The organism is Stenotrophomonas sp. LM091 (genome assembly GCF_001806305.1).
Taxonomy (GTDB): Bacteria; Pseudomonadota; Gammaproteobacteria; order Xanthomonadales; family Xanthomonadaceae; genus Stenotrophomonas; species Stenotrophomonas bentonitica_A.
Genome location: NZ_CP017483.1, coordinates 1,487,262 through 1,509,166, shown reverse-complemented (window position 1 = coordinate 1,509,166; position 21,905 = coordinate 1,487,262). Strand labels below are relative to the sequence as shown.

The 21,905-nt window shown below is 67.7% G+C and carries 22 protein-coding genes; 11 read left to right on the top strand and 11 right to left on the bottom strand.

What is annotated here, in order from left to right:
- Positions 1–29 precede the first annotated feature (29 nt).
- The 5 genes from betT to BIZ42_RS06585 form a co-directional block, all read right to left on the bottom strand.
- Positions 30–2,009 carry a choline BCCT transporter BetT gene (gene betT, locus BIZ42_RS06605; protein ID WP_019183734.1) on the bottom strand — a complete coding sequence of 660 codons (1,980 nt, stop codon included), beginning with the start codon at positions 2,007–2,009 and terminating at the stop codon, positions 30–32.
- Between the two features lie 122 nt (positions 2,010–2,131).
- A complete protein-coding gene (locus BIZ42_RS06600; RefSeq protein WP_172838073.1) occupies positions 2,132–2,869 on the bottom strand; it encodes an endonuclease/exonuclease/phosphatase family protein in 738 nt (245 codons plus the stop codon).
- 50 nt (positions 2,870–2,919) lie between these two features.
- Complete coding sequence (locus BIZ42_RS06595) at positions 2,920–3,747, bottom strand: thiol:disulfide interchange protein DsbA/DsbL (RefSeq protein ID WP_070425927.1); 828 nt, start codon at positions 3,745–3,747, stop codon at positions 2,920–2,922.
- A 122-nt stretch (positions 3,748–3,869) separates the two neighbouring features.
- Positions 3,870–4,514 (bottom strand): thiol:disulfide interchange protein DsbA/DsbL, encoded by a 645-nt coding sequence (locus tag BIZ42_RS06590; RefSeq protein WP_019183737.1) that lies wholly within the window; start codon positions 4,512–4,514, stop codon positions 3,870–3,872.
- A gap of 129 nt (positions 4,515–4,643) precedes the next feature.
- Positions 4,644–5,441 (bottom strand): c-type cytochrome, encoded by a 798-nt coding sequence (locus BIZ42_RS06585; protein WP_070425926.1) that lies wholly within the window; start codon positions 5,439–5,441, stop codon positions 4,644–4,646.
- Positions 5,442–5,596: 155 nt separating this feature from the next.
- On the opposite strand from BIZ42_RS06585, the gene yihA reads away from it, so the two are divergent.
- A complete protein-coding gene (gene yihA / locus BIZ42_RS06580; protein WP_019183739.1) occupies positions 5,597–6,220 on the top strand; it encodes a ribosome biogenesis GTP-binding protein YihA/YsxC in 624 nt (207 codons plus the stop codon).
- Positions 6,221–6,375: 155 nt separating this feature from the next.
- Here yihA and BIZ42_RS06575 read toward each other — a convergent pair whose 3' ends face one another.
- The 3 genes from BIZ42_RS06575 to BIZ42_RS06565 form a co-directional block, all read right to left on the bottom strand.
- The gene (locus tag BIZ42_RS06575) at positions 6,376–7,353 is read right to left on the bottom strand and encodes an MBL fold metallo-hydrolase (RefSeq protein ID WP_070425925.1); all 978 of its coding nucleotides are present in this window, start codon (positions 7,351–7,353) and stop codon (positions 6,376–6,378) included.
- A 95-nt stretch (positions 7,354–7,448) separates the two neighbouring features.
- Entirely contained in the window at positions 7,449–8,282 is an 834-nt protein-coding gene (locus BIZ42_RS06570) for a helix-turn-helix transcriptional regulator (protein WP_019183741.1), read from the bottom strand.
- A 3-nt stretch (positions 8,283–8,285) separates the two neighbouring features.
- Positions 8,286–8,984 carry a VIT family protein gene (locus tag BIZ42_RS06565; protein ID WP_070425924.1) on the bottom strand — a complete coding sequence of 233 codons (699 nt, stop codon included), beginning with the start codon at positions 8,982–8,984 and terminating at the stop codon, positions 8,286–8,288.
- A gap of 207 nt (positions 8,985–9,191) precedes the next feature.
- Between BIZ42_RS06565 and BIZ42_RS06560 the strand changes: the two genes are divergently transcribed.
- Complete coding sequence (locus BIZ42_RS06560) at positions 9,192–10,556, top strand: glutamate--cysteine ligase (protein WP_046273486.1); 1,365 nt, start codon at positions 9,192–9,194, stop codon at positions 10,554–10,556.
- A gap of 63 nt (positions 10,557–10,619) precedes the next feature.
- On the opposite strand, the gene BIZ42_RS06555 is transcribed toward BIZ42_RS06560, so the two are convergent.
- Positions 10,620–11,678, bottom strand: a complete 1,059-nt coding sequence (locus BIZ42_RS06555; RefSeq protein ID WP_019183744.1) for an NAD(P)-dependent alcohol dehydrogenase — start codon at positions 11,676–11,678, stop codon at positions 10,620–10,622.
- 106 nt (positions 11,679–11,784) lie between these two features.
- Between BIZ42_RS06555 and BIZ42_RS06550 the strand changes: the two genes are divergently transcribed.
- The 5 genes from BIZ42_RS06550 (at position 11,785) to fghA (ending at position 15,594) form a co-directional block, all read left to right on the top strand.
- A complete protein-coding gene (locus BIZ42_RS06550) occupies positions 11,785–12,669 on the top strand; it encodes a LysR family transcriptional regulator (RefSeq protein ID WP_019183745.1) in 885 nt (294 codons plus the stop codon).
- 103 nt (positions 12,670–12,772) lie between these two features.
- Positions 12,773–13,189 carry a hypothetical protein gene (locus tag BIZ42_RS06545; RefSeq protein WP_156785699.1) on the top strand — a complete coding sequence of 139 codons (417 nt, stop codon included), beginning with the start codon at positions 12,773–12,775 and terminating at the stop codon, positions 13,187–13,189.
- Between the two features lie 85 nt (positions 13,190–13,274).
- Positions 13,275–13,550, top strand: coding sequence for a metal/formaldehyde-sensitive transcriptional repressor (locus BIZ42_RS06540; protein ID WP_019183747.1), 276 nt, complete (start codon positions 13,275–13,277; stop codon positions 13,548–13,550).
- Between the two features lie 55 nt (positions 13,551–13,605).
- The gene (locus BIZ42_RS06535; RefSeq protein ID WP_019183748.1) at positions 13,606–14,715 is read left to right on the top strand and encodes an S-(hydroxymethyl)glutathione dehydrogenase/class III alcohol dehydrogenase; all 1,110 of its coding nucleotides are present in this window, start codon (positions 13,606–13,608) and stop codon (positions 14,713–14,715) included.
- A 48-nt stretch (positions 14,716–14,763) separates the two neighbouring features.
- Positions 14,764–15,594, top strand: coding sequence for an S-formylglutathione hydrolase (fghA, locus tag BIZ42_RS06530; protein WP_070425922.1), 831 nt, complete (start codon positions 14,764–14,766; stop codon positions 15,592–15,594).
- Between the two features lie 120 nt (positions 15,595–15,714).
- Here fghA and BIZ42_RS06525 read toward each other — a convergent pair whose 3' ends face one another.
- Positions 15,715–16,161 (bottom strand): universal stress protein, encoded by a 447-nt coding sequence (locus BIZ42_RS06525; RefSeq protein WP_070425921.1) that lies wholly within the window; start codon positions 16,159–16,161, stop codon positions 15,715–15,717.
- A gap of 148 nt (positions 16,162–16,309) precedes the next feature.
- On the opposite strand from BIZ42_RS06525, the gene BIZ42_RS06520 reads away from it, so the two are divergent.
- The 4 genes from BIZ42_RS06520 to BIZ42_RS06505 all read left to right on the top strand — a co-directional run bounded on the left by BIZ42_RS06520 (position 16,310) and on the right by BIZ42_RS06505 (position 21,521).
- Positions 16,310–17,224, top strand: coding sequence for a LysR family transcriptional regulator (locus tag BIZ42_RS06520; protein ID WP_046273490.1), 915 nt, complete (start codon positions 16,310–16,312; stop codon positions 17,222–17,224).
- Between the two features lie 207 nt (positions 17,225–17,431).
- On the top strand, positions 17,432–18,946 hold the full coding sequence (locus BIZ42_RS06515; protein WP_156785805.1) for an MFS transporter: 1,515 nt from the start codon (positions 17,432–17,434) through the stop codon (positions 18,944–18,946).
- A gap of 17 nt (positions 18,947–18,963) precedes the next feature.
- Positions 18,964–20,019, top strand: a complete 1,056-nt coding sequence (locus BIZ42_RS06510; protein WP_070425919.1) for an HlyD family secretion protein — start codon at positions 18,964–18,966, stop codon at positions 20,017–20,019.
- On the top strand, positions 20,016–21,521 hold the full coding sequence (locus BIZ42_RS06505; RefSeq protein WP_083279805.1) for an efflux transporter outer membrane subunit: 1,506 nt from the start codon (positions 20,016–20,018) through the stop codon (positions 21,519–21,521). Before BIZ42_RS06510 ends, BIZ42_RS06505 begins: the two co-directional genes overlap by 4 nt.
- Here BIZ42_RS06505 and BIZ42_RS06500 read toward each other — a convergent pair.
- The gene (locus tag BIZ42_RS06500) at positions 21,494–21,832 is read right to left on the bottom strand and encodes a hypothetical protein (RefSeq protein WP_026069862.1); all 339 of its coding nucleotides are present in this window, start codon (positions 21,830–21,832) and stop codon (positions 21,494–21,496) included. The genes BIZ42_RS06505 and BIZ42_RS06500 overlap by 28 nt on opposite strands.
- Between the last annotated feature and the right edge of the window lie 73 nt (positions 21,833–21,905).

Here is a 21,905-nt window from a genome sequence, read left to right as displayed (position 1 = left end):
TGACTCCTTTGCAGCGGGAGATCAGTGCGTCAACGCGTGAGATGCAGGAACTGCAGGTGACGCTCGTACTGATCGATGATGTCGTTGATGATCTGCTGGCGGCTGTAGCCGAACAGCTCGTAGTCCTGTCCACCTTCATAGAGGTGCACTTCGGCGCGGTAGTAACGCTGGTTGCGGAAGCGCTGCGCGGCGAACGAAGGCGTGAGGTAGCCGCGCATGATCACCTGGTAGGTGAACACCTGCTGTTCGCCATGGTCCACCAGCAGTTCCATGTGGCCTGGCTCGAACTTCGTCTGCACGTCCAGGCCCTGTTCGAGCAGCTGCGCGGCAACCGCTTCGATCGCCGGCTTCACATCGGTATCCATGAACCGGTACACCTCGTCGCGTACCGGGAAATGCACCGCCTGGGTGATGCGCTGGCGCCAGCCGCGCTGATGCCGCGATTGCCCGATCAACGGGATCGGGGAGTACTGCGAGGCCTTCTTGCGCTGCGACTCCTCGCCCAGCGCACGGGTCAGCCCCCACAGCATCAGCAGCAGCACCACCGAGAACGGCAGCGAAGCCAGCACCACGGCGGATTTGAGCGCGTCCATGCTGCCGGCCAGCAGCAGCCCGGCGGTGACCAGACCGGTCATCACGCCCCAGAACACGCGCAGCCAGCGCGGGCCGTCGTCTTCGGGATTGCCGCCCTGCGAGGACAGCGTGGACAGCACGACCGTGCCGGAATCGGCCGAGGTGACGAAGAAGATGAAGCTGACGATCACCGTGACGGCGATGACGGCGCGGCTCCACGGGTAGCTTTCCAGCAGCGCGTACAGCACGGTCGGTGGGTTCTCCACCGCCATCTGCGCCAGGTGCACCTGGTCATGGTGCAGGATCTGGTCCAGCGCGCTGTTGCCGAAGATCGACAGCCAGGCCAGGGTGAACCCCAGCGGGATCAGCAGCACGCCCAGCACGAACTCACGGATGGTGCGCCCGCGCGAGATGCGCGCGATGAACAATCCCACGAACGGCGCCCAGCCGATCCACCAGGCCCAGTAGAACACCGTCCAGTTGCCCAGCCAGTCCGGGCGCCCGCCGTAGGCGTACACATCGAAACTCTTGCCGACCACGTTGCCCAGGTAGTCGCCCATGTTCTGGATGAAGGCGTTGAGCAGGTACTGGGTGGGTCCGGCGAACAGCATGAACAGCAGCAGCGAGATCGCCAGCAGCATGTTGATGTTGGACATCCAGCGCACGCCTTTCTCCACCCCGGAGACGGCCACCGTGATGGCCGCGCCCATCATCAGGACGATCAGCCCGACCTGCACCCAGGCCGCATGCGGCACCGGGAACAGGGTGTTCAAGCCCGCGTTGAGATGCAGCACGCCAAAGCCCATGTCCGCGCCGAGGCCGAATACGGTGGCCACGATCCCCAGCGCATCCACGGTGTAGCCGATCGGCCCGTTGATGCGCTTGCCGATCAGCGGATACAGCGCCGAGCGCAGTGCCAGCGGCAGGTTGTGGCGGTAGGCGAAGTAGGCCAGCGCCATCGCCGCCAGCGCGAACACGCCCCAGCCATGCAGGCCCCAGTGCAGGAACAGCAGCTGCATCGCCTGGCGCGCGCTGGCCTCGCCACTGCCGGTGCCGCCCTGCGGCGGCAGCAGGTAATGGGTGAGCGGCTCGGAGACGCAGAAGAAGAACAGGGTGATGCTGATGCCGGCGGCGAACAGCATGCCGGCCCAGGACAGATAGCTGAACTCCGGTTCGTCATGGTCCGCGCCCAGCTTGACGCTGCCATAGCCGGACAACGCCACGCCGACCACGAACACCAGGTACACGGTCATCGCCAACAGGTAATACCAGCCGACATTGCGCGAGGCCCAGGTCTGGGCATCGAGCAGCATCACGCCGGCATCGATGGGAAACACGGTGACCAGAATGGCGAATGCCGCCACGATCGTGGCGGCAAGCAGGAACACGGGTCGAAGCGTGCGCACCTCGGACAGAGGCGGCTCCACGGTACTCATGGGGTGGGGGATACTCCCGGTGCCGGAGCGGCAGACGGCGGGATTTATCGCACAGGCGCTGTGGACGGCCTGTTTACACGCTCACGATGCCCGCCGCGCAAGGGCGGCGGGTGACCAGGGGGTCAGCGCAGCGCGCTGCTCGGTACATCGATCGACATCGCCAGCGCGAGGTGATCGGAGAACGCGGCCGGCACGGCTTCGGCACTGCGTTGCTGCAGGCCGTCGCTGAGCAGGATGTGGTCGATCGCCCGGTCCGGGCGCCAGCTGGGGAAGGTCGGCACCACGCAGCCCGGCGGCTGCAGCGTCGTCTTCTGGTACAGCACCTGCATTTCCGGTCGCTCGGCCAGGCAGTTGAAATCGCCCATCAGCACGGCGTTGGGGTGGTCGGACAGCAGATCGGCAATGAAGGCCAATTGCGACATTCGCGAATTGGTCCCCAGGGACAGATGCGCCACCGCCACCGCCAGGCCCTGGCTGCCTTCACCGAACTTGGCCAGCAACACGCCGCGCCCACCGATCCGGCCGGGCAGGGCGTGGTCCTGCACCTCGACCGGCTCCAGCTTGCTGAGCAGGCCGTTGGCGCTGGAGGCCACCCCGCCCATGCGGCGGTTGGGCTGGTGGCTCCAGTAATTGAAGCCGGCACGCTCGGCCAGATAGTGGGTCTGGTTGGTGAAGCCCGAGCGCAGACTGCCGGGGTCGGCCTCCTGCAGGCCGACGATGTCGTGTTCGCGGGCCATCTGCGCGATGGCATCCAGGCTGGTTCGCTTGCGCCCGGCCGGCAGTGCGTGCGACCAGCTGCGGGTCACGTAATCACTGTAACGGCGGGTGCTCGAACCGGCCTGGATGTTGGCCGTCAGCAGGCGCAGGGTCCGCGTGTGGGGGGAGGTCACGACGGTTGGCTATCGCAGGATCAGTTGGCCTTGGCCGCGCGTTCGCGCGCGATCAGGTGATCGGCGATGCGCAGCATGTCCGGGAAGCCCTTGCCCTTGACCAGGTACTTGCCATTGACGATCACCGACGGGGTGCCGCTGATCTTGCTGCGCTGGGCGAACTGCTTGGCCGAGTTGGTCTTGGCGTTGATGGCGAAGCTGCCCATCATCGCGGCGAACTGCTTCGGGTCGGCGCCGTGCTTGCCGTAGAAGTTGGCGATGTCTTCGACCGAATCACGGCCGCGCTCGCCCTTCAGGCTCTGCTCGGCGTGGATCGCCGCGTACATGGCTTCGTGGGTCTTTTCCTGCAGGCCCATGGCCTGCGCGGCATAGAACGCACGGCCGTAGTCATCCCACGTACCGCCGAACATGGCCGGCACGTAGACGAAGCTGACGTCGCTCGGCAGGCCGGCCTTCCACGGTCCGATCAGCGGCTGGAACGCGGCGCAGGCCGGGCACACGTAACCGAAGATCTCGGCGACTTCGATCTTGCCGGTGGCCGGCTGGAAGGGCTGGCCGTTTTCGATCACCACGTAGTCGGTGCCGGCGACCGGTTCCGGGCCGGTCGGGCGCGAGGAGGCCGGGGCGGGCGCCGGGGTGGTGGCTTCGGCAGCGGCGGTCTCGGCGGCGGCGGTTTCACCGCTGGCGGCCGGGGCCTGCTCGGTCGGCGTGGCCGTTTCGGTAGCCGGGGTGCTGCTCGGGGCGGCCGGTTCGGCCGGGGCGGTGGTGTTGGCGGTACCGTCCTGGGCCTTGCAGGCGGCCAGGATCGGCAGCAGGGCCATGAGCGTAATGGCGAAACGGGTCTTCATCGAAGCATCTCCAGCGGATGAGCATGTTGGGGCCGACGCTGGGAGCGTCGGCCAGGGAAGCATGATGACACGCGGAAACGAGCGTCCCGCGTGCACGGTGCGTGATGGTTCAGCGAGCGCTGTCAGAGCGCCTTGCCGCTGCGCGCGCGGGCGATCAGGGCATCTGCATTGCGCAGCATGGACTCGAACGAGTCGCCTTTGACCAGGTACACGCCGTTGACGATCAGCGTCGGCGTACCCGGCACCTTGGTGCGCAGGGCGAAGGCGCGGGCGGCCTTGACCTTGGCATCCACCGCATCGCTCCTGAGCGCGGCGATGTACTGCGGCGGCGCCACGCCGAAGCCCTGGTAGAACGCGGCCAGTTCGTCCGGCGAGACGTTCTGCATCGGCAGCGAGCCCTTCTCATGCAGGGCATCGAACATCGCGCGGTGGCTGCGCTTGGCCACGCCCAGCTGATCGGCAGCGTAGTAGGCGCGGGCAAACGAATCCCACACACCGCCGAAGGCGGCCGGCACCGGGGTGAAACGGACGTCCTTGGGCAGCTTGGCGGCCCAGGCTTCCAACTGCGGCTCGAAATGCGCGCAGTGCGGGCAGGTGTAGCCGAACATCTCCACGACTTCGATCTTGCCGGCCAGCGGCGCGAACGGTCCGGCGTCGGCGATGCGGTCGTAATCCTTGCCCTCCACCAGCGGGGCCGGGGGGGCAGCGAGGGTGCTCAACGGGCTCAGGGCCAGCAGCAACAGCATCAGGCGGGGCATCAACGTCATCTACATCCATCTCCATACAGAAAAAACGACGCCGGCCCAGTCGCCGGCGTGGCAGTGAACATACCCCGCCAGCCAAGGCGGCCGCATCTGTCATCCGACCAAGGGGATGCGCTGCGGTGTGGGCGGTGGTCAGGGTGCCTGCGCGCCCCCCGCGACCGGCGTTGCCGCGGCCACGTCATCGGCGCGGTTGTGCAGGCCCTGCAGGTAACTGGCCAAGGCCTGGATTTCCTGCTCGGTCAACGACTTGGCGATCGTGGCCATGATCTGGAAGTGGGCCTTGTCGGTCTCCTGGGTGGTCCCGGCCTGGTACTCCTGCAGGCGACGCGCGACATAGGCCGCGTGCTGGCCACTGATATGCGGGTAGGCCGGGCCCGGGTTGCCGGCGCCGGTGGGGCCATGGCAGGCCATGCAGGCCGGGATGCCACGCTCGGCATCGCCGCCGCGATACAGCTGCTGGCCGATCTCATAGAATTTCTTGCCGGCATACGGGCCTTCGGTGACCGCGCCATCGTCGGCGATGCCGGCCGTGGCCTTCTGCGTGGCGAAATAGGCGCCGATGTCGCGCATGTCCTGCGGGGTAAGGTCCTGCACGAACGGCACCATGGCCGCCGAGGCGCCGGAGGTGCGCTGGCCATTGGCGATCAGGGCCATCTGCTGGGCGCTGTAGCGCTCGCTCTGGCCGGCGATGCTCGGGTACATCTCCACCGTGGAGTTGCCATCGGCCGAGTGGCAGGCTGCGCAGGCCGCGGCCTTGGTCTGCCCGGCCTTGGAATCGCCCCAGGTGGTTTTGCTGAAATCGACCTCCAGCGAGGCGGTCTTGATCGGCCCGTTGTCCGGCAACGGGGTGATCGAGGTCTGGGCAACGGCAACGGCGGCGAGCAGCGAGACAGCAAGTGCGGAAACGGCAAGAACGCGAGCATGGCGCATGCGGAAGCTCCGTGTGGACCGGCCTGGCGGTTGCGGGACCGCAACCACGGGGATCGCCCGATTATCAACGCCGTTTCACGCCACGGTCAACGCAGGGTGCAGCAAAACCGGGGGCAGACAGCGCGGAGCAGCCCCGGACATGCGATCCTATGCCCATGTCATTGCTCCTCGAACGCGCCCAATACCTGCTTTCGGCCCACAACACCCGGCAATTGCCGGAAGACGTGGGCGCGGAAGTCGCCTTTGCCGGTCGCTCCAACGCCGGCAAATCCAGTGCCCTCAACGCCCTCACCCGCCAGAACAGCCTGGCCCGGGTCTCCAAGACCCCCGGCCGCACCCAGCAGCTGGTGTTCTTCGAGGTCACCCCGGAGGCCAAGCTGGTCGATCTGCCCGGTTACGGCTACGCCAAGGTCCCGCTGGACCTGCAGGCGCACTGGCAGGCCTTCATCGACCAGTACTTCCGCACCCGCGAGGCCCTGCGTGGCCTGGTGGTGGTGATGGACATCCGTCACCCGCTGAAGGACTACGATCGCCAGATGCTGGCCTATGCCGTGCAGCGCGGCCTGCCCGCGCACGCGCTGCTGACCAAGGCCGACAAGCTTGGCCGTGGCCAGCAGGGCATCGCCCTGCAGAAGGTGCGCAAGGAACTGCATTCCTCGTTCGGCGACACCGTCAGCGTGCAGACCTTCTCCGGCCCCGCCCGCCAGGGCGTGGATGAAGCCCGCGGGATCATCGGCGGCTGGCTGGGCCTGAACAAGCCGGCGCCCGAAGCGGCCTGATCCGGGCGTTGCCGCGGTCCAACGGGCCGCGCGGCGCCGGGTAGTGCCGGCCGCTGGCCGGCTGCTCTTTCTCCATCAGATGTATCGGGAGCCGGCCAGTGGCCGGCACTACCCGAACGCGTCTGACGCCCCGTGTACGGCGCGGTCGTGTCCCCTCATTTCGCCGGTAACGGCGCGAATTCGCCCGGCACCCAGGCGAACGCCTCTCCTTCGCGCCGGACATGGCCCAGCCCTGGGAACGGCAGGTGCGCGCCGGCCACCCACCAGCCCTGATCCGCAGCCTGCGCCATCATCCGGCGCCGACTGGCGATAGCAGCCGTGCGGTCGCTGTCGGCTTCATAGGAGGCCTGCGGCTGGGCGAACTGCACGGCATGGAAATGCACGATGTCGCCCCACACCAGCAGCTGCTGGCCGGCGCCACCATCGATCCGGTAAGACACATGCCCGACCGTGTGGCCGTGGCTGTCCAATGCGGTGATCCCGGTCGGCAACGTGTCGCCAGGGGCAAAGCGCTTCAATTTCCCGCTCGCTTCATACGGTGCCACCGCCTTGCGTGCCAATGCGAAGGCAAACCGGACGCCCTGCGGCGCGGTGGCTTCACTGGCCGGATCCAGCCAGAACGCCGCATCGGCGGCGGACAGCCACACCGTGGCATTCGGGTAGGCCAGCGTGTCCTGCGCATCCAGCAGGCCACACAGGTGGTCGGGGTGGGCGTGGGTGAGCACGACATCATCCACCTCGGCCGGGTCATAGCCGGCCTTGCGCAGGTTGCCCAGCACCTGGCCCAGCCCGGGGCCGAAGCACTGCGCGGTGCCGGTATCGACCAACGTCAGGTGATCGTCCTGCTGCACCAGGTAGGCGTTGACCGCGGTCTGCAGGCCTTTGCCATCCTCGGGCACGTAGCGGTGATCGAGCAGGCGGGTGACCGCGCCGGGAGCGATCCCGACGAGTTCCTGTCGGCCCAGTGCGACCGTGCCGTCGAACAGGGCAGTGACCTGCAACGTGCCGATCTGCTGGTGGTAGACGCCGGGCACCTGCCCGCGCGGGGTGTGTGTGGTGGTGGCCAGTGCCGGGCTGGCGGCAACGGCCAGCAGCAGCGCCGTGGCGAGCGTGCGAATGCGGGGAAACGACATGTCAGGATCCGAACGGAGCGGCAGTGCCGCGGTGTCTCCATGCTGCGCGTGCCGCCTGCTGCGTTCCGCTCAGAATGCCGCGCGATCCGCTCGCCTCAGCTGTTGCCGATCGCCGCCGGTTCCAACCCGTAACGTTCGGCGAAGCGCTTGTTGAAGCTGCCCAGCGAGCGGTAGCCCACGCGCGCGGCCACCGTTTTCAGCGGCAACCGGGTGGTGTAGAGCAGGCTCATGGCATGCGCCAGCCGCGCGTCGGTGATCAGCTCGCGCACGCTGGACTGCTCGCTGGCCAAGCGCCGCCGCAGGGTCGCACCGCTGAGCCCGAGCTGCGCTTCGAAATCGCGTGACTGCCAGTCGCGCTCGGGCTGGGCCGCGATCAGATCGCGGATGCGATCAGCCACGCTGGGCTCGGGTGGAATCAGCAGGCTGCCATGTCCGCGCCGGCAGAACGCCACGGCCAGCCCGGCCAGCGCCAACCGCGCTTCGGTGTAGTGGCCCTGCTCCAGCGCCTGCCGCCATTGCAGCAGCGTCGCGCCATGCTCGGCCAGCGGCAGCCGTGCCAGCGCGTCGCCGGCGTCGGGCAGGGGCTCGTTCCACAGCGCCCGGGCGGCCGTGAGCGCTTCGGCGCACAGCGGCACGATCGCGCTGAGGTACAGGCCGCTGTGCGGATCGGGAATGTTGACCACATCGATGCGGCAGCGACGGGTGATCAGGAATAGATCGCCCGGGGCGAATTCCAGGGATTGCTGCGCGGTGCGAACCTGCTTGCGTCCCTGCAGGAGGATGGCGAACTGTGGCTGCGGGATGTCCACCGAGGAGGCGCCATGCTCGCGGCGTGCGGTGATGCAGGCGTAGCCATCGGCGCGCTGGCAGTCGGCCAGGCTGGCCAGTCTCGCCAGCAGCGAAGCGGTGGTGTCGATCGGGATGGACATGGCTCAGCCTGCCACGTTGAACAGGTGTCCGACCAGCGCCGCCGCAGCCATCGCAATGGCGCCCCAGAACGTCACGCGCAACGCACCGCGCAGGCGCGGGGCACCGCCGGCGTGCGCGGCCAGCGTGCCGGTCAGGCACAGCCCCAGCAGCGTCACCATGGTGGTTGCCTGGCCGACGTAGGCATGCGGGGCGAGCAGGGCGGTCAGCACCGGCAACGCCGCGCCGCTGACGAAGGCGCCGGCCGAGGCCATCGCTGCCTGCATCGGGCGCGCGCGCAGCTCTTCGGTGATGCCCAGCTCATCGCGGGCGTGGGCGCCCAGCGCGTCGTGCGCCGTCAGCTGGGTGGCTACCTCGTGCGCCAGCGCGGGGCTCAGCCCACGCTGCCGGTAGATGGCCGCCAGCTCTTCCAGCTCGCTGTGCGGGTCTTCGTGCAGCTCGCGCTTTTCCACCGCCAGGTCGGCCAGCTCGGTATCGGCCTGCGACTGCACCGAAACATACTCGCCAGCCGCCATCGACATCGCACCGGCCACGGTCCCGGCGATGCCGGTGGCCAGGATGGTCGACGCCGTGGCACCACTGGCCGCGATGCCGACCACCAGCCCGGCCACCGAGACGATGCCGTCATTGGCGCCAAGCACGGCGGCACGCAGCCAGCCGACGCGGTCGGAGCGATGGACTTCCGGATGTCGGGATCGACTCATTGGATCAGTTTAGGGGGTCGCGACGGCCCGCGGCGGAATGACTCGCAGCCGCGGCGGGGGCGACGCAGCGTCAAGCCCATGCCAGTAGGATGCTGAAAACCGTCACGGTGACACGACGGCAGGGGACGCCACGATATAGTGCGCCCTTGCGATGCGGGGGCGCGAACCCCACATCCCCGCCCTGACCAGAATTCTGCGAGCCTCCCCTTGTCGAGCCCCAGCCACGTCGCCGAGACGCCGATCACCGACCGTAATGAACTGGTCGCCACGTTGGCCTCCGGCGAAAAGCCCCAGGCGCAGTGGCGCATCGGCACCGAGCACGAGAAGTTCGGCTTCCGCCTGGACGATCTGCGCCCGCCCACCTTCGACGGCGACCGCGGCATCGAAGCGCTGCTCAACGGCCTGACCCGCTTCGGCTGGGACCCGGTGCAGGAAGACGGACGCACCATCGCACTGCTGCGCGACAACGCCTCGGTGACGCTGGAACCGGCGGGCCAGCTGGAGCTCTCCGGCGCGGCGCTGGAAACCATCCACCAGACCTGCGTGGAAACCGGCACCCACCTCAACGAGGTGGCGCAGGTCGCCGGCGAACTGCAGCTGGGCTTCCTCGGCATGGGCTTCCAGCCGAAGTGGACGCGCGATGAGATGCCGTGGATGCCCAAGGGGCGCTACAAGATCATGCGCGAGTACATGCCCAAGGTGGGCACGCTCGGCCTGGACATGATGACCCGCACCTGCACGGTGCAGGTCAACCTGGACTACGCCACCGAAGCGGACATGGTGAAGAAGTTCCGGGTGTCGCTGGCGCTGCAGCCGATCGCCACCGCGCTGTTCGCCGATTCGCCGTTCACCGAAGGCGCGCCGAACGGCTACCAGAGCTACCGCTCGCACATCTGGACCGACACCGACAACGATCGCACCGGCATGCTCGACTTCGTATTCGAAGACGGCTTCGGTTACGAGCGTTACGTGGATTATCTGCTTGATGTGCCGATGTACTTCTCCTACCGCGATGGCAGGTACCACGATGCCAGCGGCCAGAGCTTCCGCGATTTCATGGTCGGCAAGCTGCCGGTGCTGCCGGGCCAGCTGCCCACGCTGCGCGACTGGTCCGACCACATGACCACCGCCTTCCCCGAGGTGCGGTTGAAGAAGTACCTGGAAATGCGCGGCGCCGATGCCGGCCCGTGGAGCCGCCTGTGCGCGCTGCCCGCGTTCTGGGTGGGCCTGCTGTACGACGACGCCGCGCTGGATGCCGCCTGGGATCTGGTGCGTGATTTCAGCCTGGTCGAACGCAACGTCCTGCGTGATGGCGTGCCGCGCCATGGGCTGAAGCTGCCGTTCCGCAACGGCACCGTGCTGGACCTGTCGCGCGAGGCCCTGAAGATCGCCGTGGCCGGCCTCAAGCGCCGCGCTGCGCGCAACGCCGATGGCCAGGACGAAAGCAAGTTCCTGGAAGTGCTGCAGGAGATCGTCGATTCCGGGTTGACTCCGGCCGACCGCAAGCTGGCGCTCTTCCACGGCGAGTGGGGCGGCAACATCGATCCGGTGTTCAAGGAATTTGCGTACTGAGTTCGCATCGATCAACAAAAAACCCCGGCATTGCCGGGGTTTTTTCATGCCTGTGCGTAAAGATCAGGCGGCCTTTTCCAGCGTGCCCATGTCGATCACGAAGCGGTAGCGAACGTCGTTCTTCGCCATGCGCTCCCAGGCCTCGTTGACGGTCTTGATGTCGATCACTTCCACATCGCTGACGATGTTGTGCTCGGCACAGAAGTCCATCATCTCCTGCGTTTCGGCCATGCCGCCGATCGCCGAGCCGGTGATGTGCTTGCGGCCGAACATCATCGCAGCGCCCATCAGCGGCGGATCCAGCTCGGTCAACACGCCGACCAGGCACATCGTCGCATCGCGCTTGAGCAGGCCCATGTACGGGTTGGTGTCGTGGCTGACCGGGATGGTGTTGAGCAGGAAATCGAAGCTGCCGGCGTGGGCCTTCATCTGCGCCGGATCACGCGAGACCAGTACTTCATCGGCGCCGAGGCGCTTGGCATCGGCACCCTTCTCCGGAGTGGTGGTGATCATCACCACGGTGGCGCCCATCGCCTTGGCGAACTTCACGCCCATGTGGCCCAGGCCGCCCAGGCCGATGACGCCGACCTTCTGGCCGGGGCCGACCTTCCAGTGGCGCAGCGGGGAGTAGGTGGTGATGCCGGCGCACAGCAGCGGTGCGGCGGCCTTGAGGTCGAGCGTCTCGGACACCTTCACCACGAAGCGCTGCTCGACCACGATGTGGTCCGAATATCCGCCGAAGGTCGGCTGGCCGCTCTCGCGCTCGGTGCTGTTGTAGGTGAAGGTGGCGCCCTTCTCGCAGTACTGCTCCAGATCTTCGTCGCAGGCGGCGCAGTGGCGGCAGGAATCGACCATGCAGCCGACGCCGGCGAAGTCACCGACCTTGAAGCGGGTGACGTTGGCACCGACCTCGGTCACGCGGCCGATGATCTCGTGGCCGGGCACCATCGGGAACTTGGAACCACCCCAATCGTCGCGGGCCTGGTGCAGGTCGGAGTGGCAGATGCCGCTGAAGAGAATCTCGATGCGGACGTCATCGGGACCGGCCGGGCGACGTTCGAAGGAGAACGGCACCAGCGGCGCGGTCTGGTCGTGCACCGCATAACCATGGGCGAGGGACATGGGGAATCCTTGGCAGGTTTGTAGAAAGGCGCTTTACAATACGCCCCGATCCCGTGCACAAAAAGTCAGGATATCGGCATGATTCATCAAGTGAAACGGGATAATCATGGCCACTGACAACCTGACCCACCTCGCCGCCTTCGCCGCCGTGGCCCGCCACCGCAGCTTCCGCAAGGCCGGGGCGGAGCTGGCGCTGTCCACCTCGGCGGTCAGCTACGCGATCCGCGCGCTGGAAGAACGCCTGGGCGTGGGTCTGTTCCATCGCACGACCCGCAGCGTCGCCCTCACCGAAGCCGGCCAGCGCCTGCTCGAGCGCCTGCAGCCCGCGCTGGGGCAGGTGCATGACGCATTGGAAGAGATGAACCACTTCCGCGCGGCACCGGCCGGCCTGCTGCGCATCAACGCCACCCGCGCCGCCGTCCAGACCCAGCTCGGCCCACGCCTGGCGAAGTTCCTGCTTGCGCACCCGGATGTGCGTTTGGAGTTGGCCCAGGACGATGGCCTGGTGGATATCGTCGCCGGCGGTTACGACGCTGGCGTGCGCCTGCACGAATCGGTGCCGGAAGACATGGTGGCCGTGCCACTGGGGCCGGCGCTGCGCGGCCTGATCGTGGGTGCGCCCTCCTATCTGGCGGGGCGGGAGATACCGCAGCACCCCCGTGATCTGCATCGGCACGAGTGTGTGCGGTTCCGCTTCGCCAGCGGCCATCTCTACAAGTGGCAGTTCGAACGCGATGGCCAGGCACTGGAGATCGACGTGCCCGGGCGCCTCACGTTGGGTGATCAGAACACGATCCTGCAGGCGGTGGTGGACGGGTTGGGGCTGGCCTACGTGCTGGAAGATTCCGCACGCCCGTACCTGGACGATGGCCGGCTGGTTGCCGTGCTGGAGGACTGGAGCGAGCCGTTCGCAGGCTTTGCGGTGTATTACCCACGGCAGCGGCAGATGTCGTCTGCGCTGCGGGCGTTCATTGATCTGCTGCGGGGGTAGCGGGGCGCGGGCGGCATCTGCCCTGGATGCTCGTTCTTCAAAGGCAGATCCTGCATTCTGCGCATGCACCTCGCATCTGCTGGGACGTATCTGGCGTCGAGTAGTGCAGACCCACGGCCTGTCCTCATCAACGGTGAAATGGATGCGTAACCGGCGATTCGTGAACATTCTGGCGATGGTCGGCGGTGGCGTCCTTGCGCTGTACGCGGTGCTGATCCTGACGATCGCAACGACGGGAAATGTTACGCAGGGTCGCGCAGCACTGGCGTGTGGCGGGGCAGGGCTGCTGCTTGTCGCGGCGCCGTTGCTGGCCCTGCCATTCTTCCCGCGTTTAGCAAGGGCGCTCGCGCTGCTGGCGTTGGTCAGTTTCGCAGTGCTCGCGGGCTGGCTCGCGTTCTGGCCCCAGCCGACCATCTCGCCTGATCCGCTCGTTCGGACGGCGGTAGTGGCGTTTGCGGTGTTGGTTGCCGGTCGCATCTATCTGGTACGCCGCCGCCGACCCTCGGGTCATCAGCCCTGATCAGCCCTGCTGCCGAACCCACCGCGAAGGGAATTCCGTGGATGCTGTATACTCACCCCCAGTATAGTTAACCGGCCTTGCCTCCATGCCCCATTCACCGCAGGAAAAAAAGCGCGTTCTCGCCCGGGTCCGTCGAATCCGCGGCCAGTGCGATGCACTCGACCGCGCGCTGGAAGCCGGGGCCGAGTGCGGGCCGGTGCTGCAGCAGATCGCCGCGATCCGTGGTGCCGTCAACGGGCTGATGTCCGAAGTGATGGAGGCGCATCTGCGCGAAGAGTTCGGGCAACCGGCCCAATCCGATGCGCAGCGCGATGAGCGCGTGCGCGAGATGAGCATGCTGATCCGTTCCTATCTGAAATGAGTGCGCGGGTGCCCGCGTACTGCCCATCTTTGTTCCCTGCCTTGGAGTGCTTCCCATGAAATCCCGTGCTGCCGTTGCCTTCGCCGCTGGCGAACCGTTGAAGATCGTCGAGATCGATGTCGCGCCGCCGCAGAAGGGCGAAGTGCTGGTCAAGATCACCCACACCGGTGTCTGCCACACCGATGCGTTCACGCTGTCCGGCGATGATCCGGAAGGTCTGTTCCCGGCGGTGCTCGGCCATGAAGGCGCGGGCATCGTGGTGGAAGTGGGCGAGGGCGTCACCAGCGTCAAGCCGGGTGACCACGTGATCCCGCTGTACACCGCCGAGTGTGGTGAGTGCCTGTTCTGCCAGAGCGGAAAGACCAACCTGTGCGTGGCCGTGCGCGCCACCCAGGGCAAGGGCGTGATGCCCGATGGCACTACCCGCTTCAGCTACAACGGCGAGCCGATCTACCACTACATGGGCTGCTCCACCTTCAGTGAGTACACCGTGGTGGCCGAAGTCTCGCTGGCCAAGATCAATCCGGAAGCCAACCCGGAACACGTCTGCCTGCTCGGCTGCGGCGTGACCACCGGCATCGGCGCGGTGCACAACACCGCCAAGGTGCAGGAAGGCGATTCGGTGGCGGTGTTCGGGCTGGGCGGCATCGGCCTGGCGGTGATCCAGGGCGCGCGCCAGGCCAAGGCCGGCCGCATCTTCGCGATCGATACCAACCCCTCCAAGTTCGAACTGGCCAAGCAGTTCGGCGCGACCGATTGCATCAACCCGAAGGACCATGACAAGCCGATCCAGCAGGTCATCGTGGAGATGACCACGTGGGGCGTGGACCATACCTTTGAATGCATCGGCAACGTCAACGTGATGCGCGCGGCGCTGGAATGCGCGCACCGTGGCTGGGGCCAGTCGGTGGTGATCGGTGTGGCCGGCTCGGGCCAGGAAATCTCGACCCGTCCGTTCCAGCTCGTCACCGGCCGCTCGTGGAAGGGCACCGCCTTCGGTGGCGTCAAGGGCCGCAGCCAGCTGCCGGGCATGGTCGAAGACGCCATGAAGGGCGATATCGAACTGGCGCCGTTCGTGACCCACACGATGGGCCTGGACGAGATCAACGATGCGTTCGACCTGATGCACGAAGGCAAGTCGATCCGCTCGGTCGTGCATTTCTGAGCTACCACGGGCGGCGCGCGATCCGCGCCGCCCCTACGGAGAATCCCCATGGAACGCATCGAACACCGCGCCGCGTCCGGCGGTTGGCAGGACGTGTACCGCCATGCCTCGCAGGTGCTGGGCTGCGAGATGAATGTCGCCGTCTACCTGCCGCCGCAGGCGGCCACGCAGAAGCTGCCGGTGCTGTACTGGCTGAGCGGGCTGACCTGCAACGAACAGAATTTCATCACCAAGGCCGGCGCGCAGCGCTATGCCGCCGAGCACGGCGTGATCCTGGTCGCGCCGGACACCAGCCCGCGCGGCGATGACGTCGCCGATGCCGAAGGCTACGACCTGGGCAAGGGCGCTGGTTTCTATCTGAACGCCACCGAGCAGCCGTGGGCGGCGCACTACCGCATGTACGACTACGTGGTGGAGGAACTGCCGGCCCTGATCGACGCGCATTTCCCGACCACTGGCGCGCGCAGCATCAGCGGCCACTCGATGGGGGGCCACGGTGCGCTGGTGATCGCATTGAAGAACCCGGGTCGCTACAAGAGCGTGTCGGCGTTTTCGCCGATCGTCGCGCCGACGCGCGTGCCGTGGGGCCAGAAAGCGTTCACGGCCTACCTGGGCGAGGACCGCGCCAGCTGGGCGGCCTGGGATGCCAGCGAACTGGTGGCCACAGCCACCGAGCGCCTGCCATTGCTGGTCGACCAGGGCGGTGGCGATGAGTTCCTCGACAACCAGCTGCAGCCGCAATGGCTGCAGGCCGCCTGCACCGCCACCGGTCATCCGCTGACGTTGCGCCTGCAGCCCGGTTACGACCACAGCTACTACTTCATCAGCAGCTTCATCGGCGAGCACATCGCGCACCACGCCAAGGCGCTGTACGCCTGAGGCACAGCGGTGGACCCGCCGCTGGGCGGCGGCAACGCGCGCCGAACCGGGCCGGGCAAGGGGCCCGGCACGGCCCGGGAGTGCGCGCCTGGGCCTGGCACCTCACTCGGCGTGCCCCGCTCAGGCCTCGCCGCCGCGCACTTCCACCAGCACCGGGCAGGGCGCATGGTCCACCGTCCATTGCCCGACCGAGCGGTCCAGCAGGCGCTCCAGCCGCGACAGGTGGCGGTGGCCGATGACGATCAGGTCGCAGCCGTGCTGGCGGGCATGGTCGCAGATCACCTGCGCCGGTTCGCCGGCCGGGTGATGCCCGAGGCCATCGATGCCGCGCTCGCGCAGGCGGCCCAGCGCGGTGGCAAGGAGCTGTTCGGCCTGGTGGACCTGGGCGTCGGCGGCCGGATACTCGGCGTGCTCGGCACGGGGCGCGTCGTCGGCCAGCGCGAAGGCCGGGCCCAGCACGCACAACAGGTGCAGGCGCGAGGCAGGGCCGGCCAATGAGGCCGCCAGCTCCAGTACCTGCGCATGCTGGGGGCCGCCATCCAGGGCAACGAGGATCTTGGTGAACATCGGCATTCTCGGAAGAGGGGCCGCTAGGGTCGCCTACTGCCCGCACTGGACCCATGCCGTGTGCCGCAGGCGAGTAGTGCGTGCAACGCACGAATAGGGGTTTTGGATTGCAGTAAAGTCACCGCCACACGTTGAAGGTGATACTGCCGTGACCATGCCCGATCTGAACCTGCTCATCGCCCTGGATGCCCTGATCGAGGAGGGCAGCGTCGTGGGTGCGGCGCGGCGGATGAACCTCAGTGCCCCGGCGATGAGCCGCACCCTGGGCCGCATCCGCGAGGCGCTCGGCGATCCGGTGCTGGTCCGTGCCGGCCGCGGCCTGGCCCCGACCCCGCGCGCGCTGCAGCTGCGCGAGCAGGTGCGCGGGGTGATCGAGCAGGCACACCTGGTGTTCAACGCCGGCCGCGAGGTCGACATGATGACGCTGGAACGCACCTTCAGCATTCGCGCCAATGATGTGTTCGTCGGCACCTACGGTGGGCGGATGCGCGAACTGTTCAAGGCGCAGGCGCCGTGTTCGGTGCTGCGCTTCGTCCCCGAAGGCGATGGCGATGACGACGCAATGGAGCAGGGCCGGATCGATCTGCACATCAGCGCCGCCGGCAAACTCAGTGCCGATACCAAGGTGCAGAACCTGTTCAGCACCTCGTTCTTCGGTGCCGCGCACGAGGCCCACCCGATCTTCGCCGGGGAGATCACCGCCGAGCGCTTCGTGGCCTTCGACCACATTGCGGTATCGCGTCGTGGCCGTTGGTATGGCCCGATCGATGAGGATCTGGAGGCGCTGGGCCTTAGCCGGCGGGTCGCGCAGATCATGCCGACCTTCCACTCGGCGATCTTCGCCGCAGCCGATTCGGACCTGATCCTGCCGCAGATGCCCAGCGTGATGCTGGCCCGGCTGGAACGCCTCGGGGTTCCGCTGCGCCTGTTCGAGCTGCCTATTCCGGTGCGTAGCGCGATTGTCGTGCAGGCATGGCATCCCCGCCTGGACAGCGACCTGGCGCATCGCTGGCTGCGCCGCAGCATCAAGGCGATGTGCGACGCGGAGCCCACGCAGGCCTGACCGGCAACGGCCAGGTCCACCCGCAAGGCGACCGGCGAGGCGTGCGCGTGACGCACGCCAGCGATGGCCGACGCAGCATTTTTCGCAACATCGGCCCTGCCTAGACTGCCGCTCCCCGTCGTGGAGTGGCCCCATGTCCCTGTTGTTCCCACTGCCCCATCCGCCCGCCGGCGGTGCACGATGACTGCCGTGCCCGCGCCGCTGCCGATGGCGCCTGCTGCACCGGCTGCACCGCCGGCGCAGACGGCGTTCGGCCTGCGCCTGGTGGTCGGCCTGTGCGGTGTGTTGTTGGCCGTGCTGATCTCGGGCATCAACGAAAACGTCACCAAGGTAGCGCTGGCCGACATCCGGGGTGCGATGGGCTTCAGCGTCGATGACGGCAGCTGGATCATCGCGCTGTACACGGCGATGTCGGTCAGTGCGATGGCGTTCGCACCGTGGTGTGCGGTGACCTTCTCGCTGCGCCGCTTTGCGATGGTGATGATCGGCGCCTTCATGGTGCTGGGCGTGGTGTGCCCGTTCGCGCCGGACCTGCCCTCGTTCCTGATCCTGCGTGCGCTGCAGGGCCTGGCCGGTGGGGCGCTGCCGCCGCTGCTGATGAGCGTGGCGCTGCGTTTCCTGCCGCCGGGCATCAAGTTGTACGGCCTGGCCGGTTACGCACTGACCGCGACCTTCGGGCCGAGCCTGGGCACGCCGATGGCGGCCCTGTGGGTGGAGTACGTGGGCTGGCAGTGGGCGTTCTGGCAGATCGTGCCGTGGTGCCTAGCCGCGCTGGGCATGGTGGCCTGGGGGCTGCCACAGGATCCACTGCGTCTTGAACGGTTCGCGCAGTTCAACGGTGTCGGCCTGGCACTCGGGTTTCCGGCGCTTGTGATGCTGGTGATCGGGCTGGTGCAGGGCCCGCGCCTGGAGTGGTTCGCCTCGCCGTTGATCTGCCTGCTGCTCGGTGGCGGCAGCGCACTGCTGGCGTTGTTCCTCTACAACGAATGGTCGCACCCGCTGCCGTTCTTCAAGCTGCAGTTGCTGGCCAACCGCAATCTGAGCTACGCCCTGATCACGCTGGGTGGCGTGCTGTTCGTGCTGCTGGCGGTGATCATGATTCCCTCCAGCTTCCTTGCCAAAGTGCAGGGGTACCGACCGCTGCAGACCGCGCCGATGCTGCTGTGGGTCGCGCTGCCGCAGCTGATTGCATTGCCGCTGGTGGCCACCCTGCTCAACCAGCGCCGGGTGGACAGCCGCTGGGTGCAGGCGATCGGCCTGGGCCTGCTGGCACTGGCCTGCGGCCTCGGTGCGCAGCTGACCACCGAGTGGCACCGCGACAACTTCGCATGGCTGCAGGTGATCCAGATCATCGCCCAGCCGATGGCGGTGCTGCCGTTGCTGCTGCTGGCCACCGGCAGCCTGGCGCCGACCGATGGCCCGTTCGCCTCGGCGTGGTTCAACACGGTCAAAGGGTTTGCCGCGGTGCTTGCCGGTGGCGTACTCGAGGCGGTCACCACCGTGCGCAGCCACCTGCATTCGACCGCGCTGGTCGACCGGATCGGCAACGCGCCCTGGCTCGACGCCAGCACCGCGCCAGGGCTGGGTGCTCGCCTGCACGCGCAGGTGGTGGCGCTGACCTCGGCCGATCTCTATCTCATCGTGGCGTGGGTGGCGGTGGCGCTGATCGCGCTGATTCCGTGGTTGCCCACACGCATCCATCCGCCACGTGCCGTGGCTTGAATCCAAGGAACTCCCCCGTGTCCCTGCATCGCAACTCCGTTCCCTTCGTCATCGCCGCCGGCCTGCTGCTGCTCGCTGGCGGTGCCTGGTGGCTGCTGCGCGACGGCGGCCATCAAACCACCAACAATGCCTATGTCACCGCGGACTTCACCGTGGTCGCGCCGAAGATCGCTGGCTTCGTCAGCGAGGTCCGCGTGCAGGACAACCAGAGAGTCAAGGCGGGCGATGTGCTCGCACGCATCGATGACCGCGACTACCAGGTGGCCCTGACCGCCGCGCGTGCCGACCTGGCCAATGCGCGCGCGCAGCTGGCCAATGCGCAGGCCGCGCTGGCCCAGCAGGATTCATTGATCGACCAGGCACGCGCCACGCTGGATGTGAGCCAGTCCGAACTGACTCTGGCCCAGGCCGACCAGCATCGGTACGGCGCGTTGGCCCGCGACGGCGCCGGTACCGTGCAGAACGCGCAGCAGGCACAGTCGCGCCAGGCCGTGGCCAGCGCGCACCTGCACCAGGGGCGGGCGGCGCTGCTGACCGCACGCCAGCGCACCGGCATTCTCACTGCTGGCGTGCAAGCCGCGCAGGCGGCGGTGCAACGCGCCGAAGCGGCGCAGGCGCGGGCCGAACTGGACCTGTCGCACACCGAACTGCGTGCGCCGATCGATGGCATGGTCGGCCGCCGCGCCGTACGCGTGGGCGCTTACCTCACCCCGGGCACGCCGGTGCTCGCGGTGGTGCCGCTGCAGCAGGCGTTCGTGGTCGCCAACTTCCAGGAAACGCAGATGACCCGCATGTATGCCGGGCAACGTGTGGATGTGCAGGTGGATGTGTTCCCCGGCCAGCCGCTGCACGGCCGGATCGACAGCATCGCCCCGGCCACCGGCGTGACCTTCGCCGCGATCGCGCCGGAGAACGCCACCGGCAACTTCACCAAGGTGGTGCAGCGGATTCCGGTCAAGATCGTGCTCGACGAAGGCCAGCCGCTGGCGAACAAGCTGCGCGCGGGCATGTCGGTGGAAGCGCGCGTGGACCTGGACAGCGGCGGGCGTGGGCTGCCGGGGGAGGGCGCATGATGATCCGGCAGACGTTGCGTGTGATGGCGGGCAGCGCGCTGTGTACCGCACTGGCCGCCTGCACCCTCGGCCCGGATTTCGTGCGGCCCGAGGCGAGCCTGCCGATGCAATGGGAGGGCAGCGTGATCACCTCGGCGGCCTTTGCCGATGACGCGGCGTGGTGGAACGGCTTCGAGGATCCGCTGCTGGCGGCGCTGGCAGGCCAGGCCATGCAGGCCAATCTGGATGTGCAGCTGGCCGCCAACCGGGTCGCCCAGAGCCGCGCGCTGCGCGGTATCAGTGCCGCCGACCGCGCGCCGGCCGTCAGTGCGACGGTCGGTGCCACCCGTGCCCGCAACAGCGAGGTCGGCCTGAACGATCCGTCCGGCAATGCCGGGCGCGAGGACTACGGGCTGTTCCAGGCCGGTATCGGCCTTGGGTGGGAACTGGATCTATGGGGGCGTGTGCGCCGCCAGGTCGAGATCGCCGACGCCCGCGTGCAGATCGCCAACGAAGACTGGCACGCGGTGCAGACCGCGGTGATGGCCGAAACCGCCCGTACGTACCTGCAACTGCGTGCCACGCGACAGTTGCTGACCATCACCGAGGACAATCTGCACATCGCACGCGACGTGCAGCGGCTGACCCTGGCCCGCCAGCAGCAGGGCGTGGCGACCACGCTGCAGGTCGCCAGCGCGGCCGCGCAGGTGGCCGCGCTGGAGGCGCGGCTGGCGCCGCTGCAGCACCGGCAATCGCAGCTGCGCAATGCGTTGGCCATGCTGTTGGCACGTTCGCCACGGACCTTGGATGAACAGTTGGACGCGGCGCGGCATGACTGGCCGGCGCTGCCGGCGCTGGCAACCGGCCTGCCCAGCGATCTGGTCGAACGCCGCCCGGATATCCGCCGCGCCGAAGCGGCCCTGCACGCGGCGACGGCTGGCATCGGCGCGGCCAAGACCAGCTTCCTGCCACGCATCACCCTCACTGGCGATGCCGGTTTCCAGGCCAGGCAGCTCGACGACCTGGACGGGTGGAATGCACATCGCTTCAGCATCGGCCCGGCGATCAGTCTGCCGATCTTCCAGGGCGGCCGGCTCAAGGCGAACCTGGCCCTGAGCCAGTTGCAGGAACGCCAGGCCGGGCTGCAGTTCCAGAAGACCGTGCTGCAGGCCTGGCACGAGGTGGATGATGCGATCGGCGGCTACGGCGCAGCGCAGCAGCGTGGGCAGGCGCTGCAGGTGGCCGTGCAGGAAAGTGAGCGTGCGTTGGCCGCGGCGCGCCGCCAGTACCAGGCGGGGGTGATCGATATGCTCGACGTGCTGACCACCCAGCGCATCGCGCTGGACAACCAGGCAGCGCTGGCTGACAGCCAGGCGGCGGCTGCGATCGCACGGGTGGATCTGTATCGCGCGCTGGGTGGCGGCTGGCGCGAGGTTGGGGAAGGCGTGACCCGCGCTGGCAGCGCGTCGGCTGCCAGCGGGGCAGGCAACGCCGATCAACGCACGTTGCGCAGTTCCCAGTGACTGCCGGCCAGCATGCGCAGGCGCTGCTTGAACACCTCGCTGTCGATGCTGGTGGTGGCGCACAGGTTGATGCGCAGATCATCCTGCGCGCCGGTCACGGTCGCGGCCGGATCGGTCGCGCCCCACTGCGGATCGACCGCATCGGGATCGTCCTGCTTGGCGCGCCAACGGTCGAACAGCACCGTGGTGCGCAGGGCGTTCTCGAGTTCTTCGGCCAGCCCGGCCGCACCCTGGGCGCGGAAGGACAGGTCCGGATCGTTGCCGCGCGCCTTGGCCGGATCCGGCAGGCTGATGTCGTAACTAACTGGCATGGTTACCTCCATTGAATGCGGCAAGGCTGGCAGAGACGCGGTGCAATCCGCGTGCAGAACCGGCGGCCGTGCC